At 57.3% G+C, this 13,410-nt stretch carries 4 protein-coding genes; all 4 read left to right on the plus strand.

Going from position 1 to position 13,410, the window contains the following annotated elements; translation table 11 throughout:
- Window positions 1–209: 209 nt before the first annotated feature.
- The 4 genes from J3U88_RS24470 (at window position 210) to J3U88_RS24485 (ending at window position 13,385) form a co-directional block, all read left to right on the plus strand.
- Window positions 210–5,558, plus strand: a complete 5,349-nt coding sequence (locus J3U88_RS24470; RefSeq protein ID WP_207861627.1) for an RHS repeat-associated core domain-containing protein — start codon at window positions 210–212, stop codon at window positions 5,556–5,558.
- On the plus strand, window positions 5,555–6,259 hold the full coding sequence (locus J3U88_RS24475) for a hypothetical protein (RefSeq protein WP_207861628.1): 705 nt from the start codon (window positions 5,555–5,557) through the stop codon (window positions 6,257–6,259). Before J3U88_RS24470 ends, J3U88_RS24475 begins: the two co-directional genes overlap by 4 nt.
- Window positions 6,260–6,584: 325 nt before the next feature.
- Window positions 6,585–7,283, plus strand: coding sequence for a hypothetical protein (locus J3U88_RS24480; RefSeq protein WP_207861629.1), 699 nt, complete (start codon window positions 6,585–6,587; stop codon window positions 7,281–7,283).
- 327 nt (window positions 7,284–7,610) lie between these two features.
- Window positions 7,611–13,385 carry an AAA family ATPase gene (locus tag J3U88_RS24485; RefSeq protein ID WP_207861630.1) on the plus strand — a complete coding sequence of 1,925 codons (5,775 nt, stop codon included), beginning with the start codon at window positions 7,611–7,613 and terminating at the stop codon, window positions 13,383–13,385.
- The last annotated feature ends 25 nt before the right edge of the window (window positions 13,386–13,410 follow it).

Below are 13,410 nucleotides of genomic sequence, written 5' to 3' on the forward strand. Positions count from 1 at the left end.
GGGTAGGGCCGCCGATTAGGGCGAGCTAATGAGATCCGTTGTTGTCGCTGAAACCTTGCTGGTTCGATTTTAAAAAATATCGGTTGTGCGACAAGGGCTGTCTTAGGGTTTTGGTAGGGTTCTCTTATACGAATCAGCGCTCACCTTGACATGTCCTGTCCGCTTGTCCTCCGTCTTTGGTTTTCTACTATTTTTGAGAGAGACATCCGATGCAACGAAACATCCTGTTTGTTACCTGCTTTTTAACGCTTGCTCTTTTCTCTTTTCTTCCTGTTCATGCATTCCAATCGGGGACCCTTACACGGATTGCGCCCCGTGAGTTGCCCACTCAGCGGGAGGAGATCGAGCCGCTTTCTTCCGATGCCGACCAAATCGGGTTGCGTACCGAGATCCCCTACACCCACATCAACGAATTCACCGGCAAACTCAACATCACCCTGGAAGCGGTCGGCGTTCCCGGCCTGAGCCTGACCCCGATCTACAAAACACCGGAGGAACCTTACTGCCGCAACAGCTCCGACTTTCAGCTTTGCCAACTCTCCGGTACGCCCGACAGCCATAACCTCGGCCTCGGTTGGAGTTTTAATCTGGGGTACATCGTGGCCCGTAACCGTGTGATCAGCAGCGCTTTTGCCGATTGGGAACGGGTTCGTTTTGTCGACTCGGCCGGCAATGCTTCGGTATTTGGTCGCGACGCCTTGTTCCAAAAGGGGCCTTTCGACGGTGGCCCACGGGACGCCTGCGACACTTTTGGCTGTCTACCTGAGCAAGCCGACGTGCATTTCATTGACCGGAGCCTTCGCCGCATCACCCGGCAATGGCATGACGACGGCACTTTGCTCCAGGGTTTTTCCCAAAATAATTATTACCTCAAAGAACCCAACGGTCAGGTCACCGAGTTTTTGGCGCAACGGCGCGTTACCGATGAAGCCAATCGTTCGGCCGTGCGCTTTTACCCGATTCGCATTACCCAACCCAACGGCCGTTTCCTGACCGTGACTTATGTCGGTGGGTTGGATGCCGACGGGACGGTTCCAGAGCCGGCGCGCATCGCCTCGTTGGTCGACCAAGACGGGCGCCGCCTCGTTATTGATTACCACGGACCCGAAAGCGTCCACCAAGGCCTGCCGGAAAAAGTCGAGCTCCGTTACGGTTCGCAAACCAAGCTGATGGCCCGGTTTGGGTATCAAACGGTTGTTGCGGGAACTCGCCGCACCCAAAGCCTGCACACCGTGACCACCGCCGCGGGCCGCACTTTTACCATCACCACCGGGCTCGAGGGACGGGACAAACCCGTTGTGACCGATTTACAACTCCCCGGCGGCGGTGTCATCGCGTTCAACTGGGCCGTGCAATCATTTAAATATGTCCAGGCGGAATACAGCGATTGTCGTCCCAGTCGTGCCGACGATGATTGCATTGAACTTGAGACTCGCGAGCGCGACTACTTGCGGCTTTCCTCCGTGAGTCACGGCCAATCTTGGTTGGCGCTTTCCTACCGCCAGGGTTCGCCCGATGAAGAATGGGAATTCGACGGCCGCGGCTTTATCGAGGTCACCGTTTTTGAAGAGATGATGGAAACCTTCAATGAACGGAAAACGCGGTACATCAACACCCCGATTCACCACACCCTCTACCAAATCTTCGAATTCGATTACCTGGTGGGCCTGCCCGCGACCCAACGCACCCTGTTCGGTTCTGAGGTGGCGCGAGAATCTTGGGACTACACGCCGGTTCTTTCGATTGGCGGCCATGCCGGCGGCGACGCGGTGCGCATTCACGCCGTAAAAAAACACGGCCGTTTGATCGACAACGTTTGGCTGGATCGCCACTATAGCTACGCATGGTACGGCGCCGACACTGGTCTCGACGCATCCCGCATCCACGAAGGCTACCTGGCCCCGCTCAGGATCCGCGAGCAAGCCCGTGACAGCGCGTACTACCGCGAGCAGGTTTTCGAATACGACCACCGTGTCGTTGCGGATTTTGCCGGCACGGACGACACCCGTTTCGATGCCTATGCGCTCAGCTTGCCGACTTTGCTGGAAGAACGCGGGCTGACCCGTGACGGACCCGGTACGCTCAAACGCACCATCCTGAAATACGAAGATCCGCGCTTTCCGCTGCCGACCACCAAGATTTACCACCGCAACGCCACCGAAACCGAGGTGGAGACCCTGAGCTACCATCCCAGCGGAAGGGATCGCGGCTACCTCGCCACGCGCACCTCCGGCGGTGTCAGCACCATCCACACCCAGGATTACCAGTTCGGTGTCCCACGCTATGAAGTTCAGCCGGAAAGCACGCCCATCATCCGTTACTTGAACTTCGACGGAACACTTGAATCGGAAACCAAAAACGGCATCACGACTGAATACCGCTACGACAACGACCGGCGCGTGACACGTATTTTGCGGCCGGGTCGTCCCGACGAGGTCACCCGCTACCGCGACGACCACCTAGGTTCTTCCCGTTTCTGGGAATTCACCGAGGGCGTTGCCAACAGCGATGTGATCCAATTCGATTTTCCCACCCCGGCGGTGGGGGTTGGTTCCGGCACCCCCACCGTTCCCATTGGAACCATCACCCTCGACAGCATGGGCCGGGTCAGCAATCAGTTACAGGGCGTTTGGTCCTATGCAGACTACGAGACCACGACCCATTACGACGCTTTCGGCCGCGTCGCCTACGAAACCGATTCGCGGGCGCGCGGCATTGCCTACCGTTACGATGTGGTCGGGCGTGTCGTGAAAAAGTGGTTGTTTCCCCTTGGCGGCAACGTCGGCCTCGATCAGGCGCCGACCAGCGAATTTGTGTACAGCCGCACGCCGGATGGAAACCTGATCACCGTCGAAACAGCCCGAGCCCATCGCGACGGACCCGCAAAAATCAAACGGGTGGAACACGACATTTTGGGGCGCCTGGTGCGGGCCTCAACCAACGGGCACGAAACGGCTTTCACCCATACCGCCCACGCGCTCGGAACCGAAACCGTCACCACGCCTTATCACAACCCGGCTTATGCGCGGCGTCAGGTCATCAGTTGGTTGGGCCAATTGATGGAGGAACGCCATCCCGAAATGGATGAAACCATGGGTTACGCCTACGATGGTCGCGGCTTGCGGGTGCATCAATTCGCCGGCGATTTGCCACAGCCGGCCTGGGAGATGTGGAACAGCTACGACGGCTTGGGCAGGCTGGTGTTGCAGGAGGGACGCAACCACCTGGAACTCGGTCAGGATATGCGCCGCCCGATAAAGCAGTTTGAATACGACGGTTTGAACCGATTAATCCGGGCCACCGCCTTTAATGACGACGGCTACGCGGCGCCGGTTATCACGCGCTACCGCGACTTCAACGAGCAGCACCAGCCCCGTGTGATCGACATCCACCTGCCCAGGCTCGAGCAGGGTGCTTTGGGGGAAAACGGTCGTTTGACGCGGGATGTTTCGGGTTCACGGACGTACCAGATCCGGCAGGCCTACGATCATTTGGGCCGCGTTCGCGAGGTGCAGCATCCTAACGGCGGCGTGGCCGCGCGCAACCATAGCTTCCACCACAAGGAATTGCAGGTTTTCTACGGACGCGGTCCCGAACATCCCGCCGGCCCCGATTTCCACCAAGTGGTGCGTGCGACGCACTTTTGGACACCTGATGCGGCGCCCTGGTGGCGCAAGCTGGACGGCGGGCGGTGTCAAAGCAGCGATTGCCTGCCGACTTACCCAAGTTTGGTCGGCGGCGATCCTACCCTGCAAGGGTTGATCGAGGATGTGGTGGCGCGGGTCGCGCAAACACCGATTTCACCGGAGGCGACGCGGTCCGGGCACAATGCGACCGATGCCCCGGAGCATCAAGCTTTGGCCGAGTACCTCGCCCAAGAAACGGGGACGCATCGCGCCTTGTCCGCGGCGAAAACGTTCACCCACCTCAATACCTTCGATGCAGCCCATCGCGCTGTCGGTTCCCGAATCAGCGCGGCCGGCGAGCCCCTGGCTTTCGTGGCAATCGACAACATCCGCTACAACGAATTTGGTACCATCACCGGTTACGACCGCCGAGACGCGCTGTTCCCCGACGGCATCCACATCGGCCACGGCTACGACGCCCTCGGCCGTCTGGCCCGTTTCAGCCTCGGCGCCCAAACCAACACCTATGGCTACGACGAAACCGGCAACTTCTTAACCCGATCCGGCCTGGATCTGTTCCTTGGCAAAACGCGTTTCCACTTGCCGGCGTTTGAGACAAGCGTCGCGGGGCGCAACCCCTATCAGGTCGGTAGCGACAATGACTACGACCGCCTGGGTCGCCTGTCGGTAAGCGCCGGAACGCATTACCGCTACCGACGCAACGGCCGGCTCGACGGCGTTTTTGTAGGCTCAAAGCGTTACCCGGGCTTCTTGCATTCCAGCGTGGAAGCCAAACATTTCTACGACGCCTTTGGCCAACGGGTGGTGTCGATCCGCCCCAACGAAAACCGGATCACTTATTCGATTCGCGACCAAAACCACACCGTCATCACCGAGGAGGAGGTGGCCGTCAATGGGCTGAGTGACGGCAACACCATGGTGGCGCGCCGTCAGTTCGTCACCCACCAGGGCCAGGCCGTGTTTGTGGAGACGCAACAGTTCATCGCGGGCGGCCTGGCATCAACGCGGTACCAATACCGCCTGACGGACCGCACCGGCAACCCGATTCTGAGCTGGGAACCGCAAGCGGCACCCAATGCGCGGCAACAGTTCTATTCGCCTTACGGTGTGCAGATGGTGATGGGGAACGCGTTCAAAGGGCCACACGGGTTCACCGGCCATGAAGAAGACCCGGACGGTTTGATTTATATGCGGGCCCGTTACTACAACCCGGGGGCGGGTTGTTTCACGCAACCGGATCCGGGTCGCGACTTTGATGCAACGATTCCGACCAGCTATAATCTGTACGCATACGCGCGATCCAACCCAATGGCGGGTTACGACCCAAGCGGCGAAGTCGTCGAGACCTTGTGGGACGTGGCCAACATCGGCATGGGCGTGGTCTCGGCGGTGGACAACATCAGCCAGGGCAACTGGGGCGCGGCGGCCATCGACGCGGGCGGTGTCGCACTGGACATCGGCGCCACCTTGATTCCGGGCGTGCCGGGCGGCGCGGGAACGGCAATCAAAGCGGCGGGCGGCGCAAGCGAAGCCGGCGCAATGTTGGCAAAACACGGCACCGAAATGCTGACCATGGCCTCAGCGGCAGCCACCCGACTCCAACAAAACGTCCGAAAGGGTTTGGCATTTGAAAAAAAGATCGGTTTGCCTAAGAACACCAAGCGAATCCAGGTTGCGTCATCTAAGGTTCAATTCAGAATTCCAGATTTCTTGAATAGAGAAGGGAGAGCGATTGGAGAGGCGAAAAATGTTAAAAAGGTGAGTTTCTCAGGACAACTAAGAGATTATTATCAGTTCGCAAAAAGTAAAGGGTTCACTTTTACGCTCTACCTTCCCGAAGGTGTGAGAATTAGTAAACCTCTTCAAAAGCTAATAGATTCAGGCGAAATTCTTGTGGAGCGTATTCAATGAACGAAATGGATTTGTACCAAAAACATATGGCTCGTTTGGAAAAAGGTGAAAACCTGTCTACACAAGATAAAAGACTTAAAGCTCACATTGATCGGAGTCGAGCCAAGTATCAAGCAGCGGCGAAAGATCTTTTGAAGGATCTAGAGGACATCGGCTTTTCTGTCACTTCGGTTGCCGCTCTGGGGGACGGTGGCAGGAAATACGCCGATGCGATACCCATATTAATGAAATGGCTGCCACTCGTAAAGTATGATGCGTTGCGAGACGACATTGTTCGTACCATGTCGGTACCCTGGGGTAAACCCGCGGCAGATTTACTTATCAGAGAATTTAAGCGGGCTTCTCCAGGCGAGGGTGTGGATTACAGGTGGGTCATTGGCAATGCGCTAGCGACCATTGCTCAAAAGAGGCACTTTCCTGAGTTGGCTAATATTGTGCGTGACCGAAAAAATGGAAGTGATCGCCAGATGGTGTTTCTTGCTCTAGCAAAAACGAAACACCCTGAAGCCGCTCCAGTTCTTGTAGCGATGATTCCCCATGGTGAAGAGATTGGCCATATTTTTTCTGCTTTAAGACGGCTTAAAGCAAGGGTTCCCCGTGAGCTAGTGGAACCCTATTTAAACCATGAATTCCCTCTTTACCGAAAACAAGCTAAAAAGCTGTTGGCACTTCAAGACAAACTCGACGCTGCTGAATCATAAACCCAATCAACGTCAGGGACCGTGGCGTCCCTGAAGGTGTTTGATTTTGGCAAAAGTGGCCGGTACAAACCTTGGCATCATAAAACGTAAAAACAAGCTGATTCCGAGTGTGTCGCGTGGCCCGGGAACGGCGATCAAAGCTGCGCGGCTGCGCAATTCCCACAAAATACGTCATCGAATTGCTGACCATGGCCACGGCTGGGGCCACCAGGCTTAAAGGACAACTCCAAAAAGAAATGACCTTTTAATACTTGGAGCACACTAAGCTAAGCGCACCATTAAGAGAGCTAATTGATACAGACCGAATTGTTCTGGAGCGAATTAAATGAATGTGAAGGATCCTTATCAACAGCAACTAGAGCGTCTAGAAAGAGGCGTTAATCTTTCTCCTCAGGATAAGAAGTTAAAGGCTCATATAGATCGAAGTATGGCAAAATACCTTGCCGCGGGGAGAGAACTGCTAGTGGAACTCAGAGAGGCAGGCTTTGACATCATAGCTGTTCAAGATTTGAGAGCTAGCGGATCTAAGTATCCCGAGGCCATTCCTATCTTGATGAAATGGCTGCCCAAGATAAAATATGATGCTCTTCGGGACGATATTGTTCGCACAATGTCTGTTCCTTGGGGAAAGCCGGCCGCCGATCTCCTTATTGAAGAATTTAAGCGGGCTTCTCCAGGCGAGGGTGTGGATTACAGGTGGGTCATTGGCAATGCGCTAGCGACCATTGCTCAAAAGAGGCACTTTCCTGAGTTGGCTAATATCGTTCGTAACCGAAAGAATGGAAGTGATCGCCAGATGGTGTTCCTTGCTTTAGCAAAAACGAAACACCCAGAAGCCGCTTCGGTTCTTGTTGAGATGATTCCCCATGGTGAAGAGATAGGCCATCTTTTCTCTGCCTTAAGACGCCTTAAAGCAAGGATTCCCCGAGAGCTGGTGGAACCGTATGTACACCATGAATTCCCCTTTTACCGAAAAGAAGCGAAGAAGTTACTCGAGCTTCAAGGCAAGCTCTCCAAAATTTAGCTGATGCCGGTGCCGTCGTTTTGGCTAAAATCACCGCGAGTTATCGCGCTTCTTAGGTGTGATCCTTGGTCTCGCTTGGCAAAAACAAGCCGCCTCGTGCCCCGCCACCACCCGTTGCCACGTGGGTAATTTGCCATTGCTCTGGAAAAGAGCATGTCCGATAAACGTTAATCTTTTTGGGAAAGCGGCTTTGCTTGCCTACTTACAACTTGTGCAGAGCTACGCGCTTGTGGCGATTGCCTCCAACTTTGTCCGTGACAGAAGGTCTTGGGAAATGGAATAATCGGCCTTAACAAATCAGCCCGTTCTGTTCTGGAGTTGTCCTTCATGCGTGAGGTCCTGAAGCGGTACCAGAAGTCCTCCGAACTTTTGCGATCCAACCATTTTGCGCTGTATCGCGCATGGGAAAAGGTTGGGCGTGAATCCGTCCTGCTCAAAATCCCCCTTTCACCCCGGCCCGGCAGCCACGAAATCGCACTCCTGGAACAAGAATATGAGATGACCCGCAATTTGGACGTCGACGGCGTCCTGCGTGCCCGCGAACTCCTGCGATTTTCGCCCGCCTTCGCCCTGGTCTTTGACGACCCCGGCGGCATGCCCCTCAAAAATGTCATCGCCGACCACCGCTTTGACCTCGCCCGGTTTTTACCGTTCTCCGGTTCACTCGCGCAAACCATCGGGGCATTGCACCAGCGCGGTGTCATCCACAAAAACATTTCACCCGAAACCATTTGGTACGACAGTCGTTCCGGGCGCGGTTACCTGATGGGTTTTCAAATCGCCTCCACCTTCACAACCGAGGCCAAGGAAGGTTGGGCCGCCAACTGGTTTGAAGACAGTTTGCCCTACATTTCGCCCGAACAAACCGGGCGCATGAACCGTCTGCTCGACTACCGCACCGATTTTTATTCGCTTGGGGTTTCTTTTTACGAGGCGCTCTGTGGTCGCCCCCCGTTCCAGCAACGCGACGCCATGGAACTGATCCACAGCCATCTCGCCAAGGTGCCGCCGCCGCTCGAACAACAGAATCAAGAGGTGCCCGGCCCTGTTGCGCAAATTATTCACAAGCTGATGGCCAAAGCCGCCGAGGATCGCTATCAAAGTGGTGCCGGTCTCCTTTTCGACCTCACCGATTGTGCCGCCCGTTTACAGCACCAAAAGGGGCGGCCCACCGATTTTACCCTCGGTCGCAAAGACGTTTCCGAATGGTTGTACCTGCCGCAAAAACTCTACGGGCGTACCCCGGAATTGGATGAACTGCTGCATTGGTTCGACACCATGGACCAGTTCCGCAATCCGCTATTGCTCGTCACCGGCTACGCGGGTATCGGTAAATCCGCTTTGATCCGCGAGTTGTACAAACCCATTACCCTGCGCCAGGGCTTTTTTGCCGCCGGTAAATTCGATCAGCTTAATAAGAACGAACCCTATTCGGCCATTCTCCAAGCCTTGGGACGATTGCTGAAACAGTTCCTCACCCTCGCCGATGCCGAACTGAACCATTGGCGCGACAAAATCAACGCCGCGCTCGGGGGCGAAGGCGGCGTTTTAACCCCGGTCCTCCCCGAGCTGAGCCTGGTGATCGGCGAACAGGCCGAAGTGCCTGAACTGGCGCCGGCCGAGGCCAAGTTCCGGTTTGCGACGGTCTGCGTCAAACTCCTCGGTGCGCTGGCCCAAGCGGCGCACCCGCTGGTCCTGTTCCTCGACGATTTGCAGTGGGCCGATTCTGCCTCACTCGACCTTTTGGCCCATTTCACCACCGCGGAGGAGGTTTCCTGGCTGATGGTGATCGGTGCCTATCGCGACAATGAGGTTCCGCCGGCACACCCACTCAACACCACCCTTGAGCAAATCACCGACGTCAGCGGCCAAGCCCCGCGCCACATTCGCCTGCAGCCGTTAAGCGCGGATAGTGTGAACCAATTGGTGGCCGACACCTTGCGCCGGGACCCTTTTGAAACCCGCGACTTGAGTGCCTTCGTGCGCCAAAAAACCGGCGGTAACCCCTTCTTCGTACGTCAACTTCTGTTGGCTGTCCATCGCCGCCGCTTCCTGCGTCTCGACACCCAGCGCACCTGGGTCTGGGACTTGGAACAGATCCGCCAAATGGCCATCACCGACAACGTGGTGGACTTGATGATCGCCAAGATCACCAACCTGGCGCCGGAGGCGGCGCGTACGCTGCAATTGGCCGCGTTCTTCGGCAACCAATTTAGCCTGGAACTGCTCGCCGATCTGCGTGACAAGGACTTGCGCGCCGTCGCCAAGGATTTGATGTCACCCGTGCGCGACGGTTTGCTGGTGGTGCTTAACGATCAGTACGACACACTTATGAAAAGCCAGTTGCCGCTCTGCGGTGCTACGGTTGAAAACCTCGGCGCCGTCGACTTTCGTTTTGTGCACGACCGCGTGCAGCAAGCCGCCTATTTTTCCATCGACCCGGACGAATCGACCGTACTCCATTACCGCATCGGCCGGTTGTTTTTGGCACGGCACCAACAGGGAACCCACGCCGGCACCCTTTTCGAAATCGTCACCCATCTCAACATCGGCCAGGCTTTTTTGGCCGCTGATCAGAAACGTCGGCTTTTGGACCTTAACGTGGAAGCCGGCGTGAAAGCCAAAGCTTCCGGCGCCTACGATACCGCCCTGGAACTGTTGGAAACCGCCGAGTCCCTGTTGCCGCCCGATGCCTGGGAAACGCGCTTCGCGTTCACCTTCGATCTTTCCTACAACCTTGCCGAAACCCTGTTCCTGCTGTCGCAACTGGAACAGGCGGACGTGCTTCTGAAGAATTTGCTGACCCGTGCCCATGACCCCATCGCGCGTGCCAAAATCTACCAACAACGCAACTTGATCGACCTGGCCGGCGCCAACTTTCAAGGGATTGAAGACCAAACCCTGGCGAGCCTGATCGACCTGGGCATTGATTTTCCGACCGACCGCGCGCTGATCACAACCCGCATCGAGGCGGAGTTTCAGCTGCTCCAGGAGGATTTGACCCGATGGTCCCTGGACGATTGGGTTACCCGTCCCCTTAATGAAGACATGAAGGTTCACTACCAAATCGCCGGTTTCTGCAGCCTTGCCAATGTCGCGGCCTGGATTTTTGTGGACCATGATCGCGCGACCCTGGCTGTTTTGATGGGGTGCCGCCTCGCGGTAAAACACGGACCGGACGAACCTGCCTCGTTGATCATGGCTCTGGCCGTGCTTTGCCTCGGCCCGCGCTTCGGCGATTACGCGCTCGGTCATCGCTTCCTTCAGGCCGCTTACGAGACCACCGCCCACCACGATTTGGCCGGGGCACGCTCCCGTGTCTGCGAACTCTTCGGTGGGTTCGGCCATTTGGGATTGCCGCTGCAGGCCTGCATTCCGATTATGGTCGAGGGGTTCCGCCGCGGCTTGGAAGGCGGCGACATTAACTACACCATCTACAACTGCAAAGGCAAAATGCCGCTGCGTTTTTACCACGGCGATCCGCTGGGCGATATTCAGGAAAAGTGCCGTCACTACCACGAGCATTTCGCCAAGCTGGGTTTCTCCGAACAACTGATGGCCTTTACCGCCTACGCCTACGCGGTTCAATTACTCAGCGAACCGGAAACGGTGGCAACTTGGCTGAGCGAGACGGGTTTGACGGAGGAAGGCATCATCCACGGGTTGGAGATGACCGAAATTGGTTTTAGTGTTCACGCCTGTTTGGTGATGATCGCCTTTGCCCACTTTCTGATGGGCCGCGCCGACCAGGCGCAGGCGGTGCTGGCCCGTTATGGCGAACCCGATGTCTGGGTAAAAGATTCTTTTTACTACGCGGAGCGGCTGATTCTCGAGGCGTTGATCGCCGCGGACCTAGCCGGTCCCGGTTGTGAAGCCACGCTCACCCGGTTGGCCGAAATCTTGGAAACGCTGGATGGGTATGTGGCATTGGCACCCGAAAATTACCGCATCAAACGCGCCTTGATCGCGGGTGAGCGCCACCGACTCGCCGGTGATTTGATCGCGGCCGAGGATGCGTTTCAGGATGCCGTCGCCGAGGCACGTGAGGCCGGCCGACCGTACCTGGTCGCCATGGGCAACGAACTGACCGCCAACCTGTTCCGCCGCCGCGGGCGCGACAAGGTGGCGGCGGTGTTTGCGGGTGACGCCTTGATCGCTTACCGTGCCTGGGGCGCCCACGGAAAAGCCGCCCAACTGGAAGCCGCGCATAACGATGGTTTGGTGCCGGCCGGTTATGGGGCGCGTGAACGGCGCGAGGCGGAACTGGACTGGGAGAGCTTCATCAAAGCCGGCCAAGCCGTTTCCGATGAAATCATGTTGCCCGTGTTGATGGAAAAGTTGATGACGTACGTGATGGAAAACGCCGGTGCCGAACGCTGCTTGCTGCTGCGTTACCGTGACCGCCAACTTCTGCTGGAAGCGGAAGCCTTGGGCGACGCGGGCACGGTCAACCTGCTGTCGGCCGCACCGGTCCGTTACGGTCAGGACGTGCCCGAGTCGGTGGTGCGTTACGTGGCGCGCACGCGCAACAGCGTGGTTATGGCCGACGCGGCGGAGGACGAACAATTCGCCTTCGATCCCTATATTGCCGAACGCCGATCCAAGTCAATGTTGTGCATGCCGCTGCTGCACCAAACCGATTTGGTGGGGATGTTGTTTCTGGAGAACAACCTGTCGCGTGCGGTGTTTACCCGCGAGCGCTTGAAGGTGTTGCGCATTCTGACCGCTCAAGCGGCGATTTCCCTGGAAAACGCCCGTTTGTATTCGGAATTGGAGAACTACAGCAAAACCCTGGAGCAGAAAGTGGCCGCGCGTACCGAGGTTTTGCACCAGCAAAACCTCGATTTGGAGATGTTGGACCGCATTGTCGGCGCCATTAACCGCGAGGTCGAGGTGGGTGCGATGCTCAACGCCCTGCTGCAGCAGGGCATGAACCTGTTCCCCCGCGCGGATTGGGCGGTGGTTTACATGCGCGCATTCGGCCGCGAGGACTTTGTGTTCCAGACCGGCTTTCGCGTCGATGAGGAAACCTTTCGCAAGCATCGTTTTACCTACAGCGATTTGGTGGCCTGTTTCCAAAGCAACGCGACGCGTTTGGATCACGGCGTGTTCCTGACCCGCGCGGGTGTGGCCGGCGCAGAAACCACGACCATCGCCATTTTCATTAACCTCGATGAGGAGCTGCCCGCGGTGGCCCTGTGGCAAAGCGACCAGGGCGCCGATGCGTTCGATGCGGTCGGCGTCGACCGCATCAGTCGTTTCCGCCAGCACGTGATTTCGGCGATCATCCGTTCGATGGACCGCCGCCAGTTAAAACGAAACAACGAAAACATCCTCAGCAGCATGCGGTACGCGCGCCACATCCAATCGTCGATGCTGGTGGCGCGGGAAGAACTTACCCGCTTATTGCCGCGCCACTTCCTGCTGTTCCAACCACGGGAAATGGTGTCGGGTGATTTTTATTGGTTGCACGAAACGCCGCGCTACCTGTTTGTGGTGGTGGCCGACTGTACGGGACACGGGGTTCCCGGCGCGTTGATGACCATGATCGGCGTGACCCAGTTGAACCGCATCATCGTGGAAATGGGTGGGGAGGAACCGGCGCACATTTTGACCGAACTGAGCGAAGGCGTGCGCCGTTCCTTGCGGCAAGATAGCGAATCCTTGGCGGCGGACGACGGCATGGAACTGGGTTTGTGTCGCTTCGAGCCGGCCACCCGCGAATTGGTATTCGCCGGCGCGCGCCGTCCCCTGCTGTGGCAAGCGGCGGGTGGCGGAGAAGCGGGCGGCGCGCTGCAAACCATCCGCGGCGACCGCAAGGGGATCGGCGGCCGACGCCGTCGCAGCGCGGCGGTGTACCACAACCACCGCGTGCAGCTGGCGACGGGGGATCGCGTGTTCATGACCACGGACGGCTTCGTGGACCAAGTCAACGAGGCGGGCAAAAAGTTCGGCAACCCGGCGCTGCGCGAACGACTCGCCAACCTCCCGAACATCGACCAAAACAGCGGCGACAGCCACCTACTCGAACCGCTACGCGCCTTCCAAGGCCGCGCCCCGCAACGCGACGACATGACGATCCTGGGTTTTGAGGTTCCTTAAGCTATTCGACATGGATTGTGTGTTG

Origin of the sequence: Acanthopleuribacter pedis, from assembly GCF_017377855.1 — a bacterium.
GTDB lineage: Bacteria > Acidobacteriota > Holophagae > Acanthopleuribacterales > Acanthopleuribacteraceae > Acanthopleuribacter > Acanthopleuribacter pedis.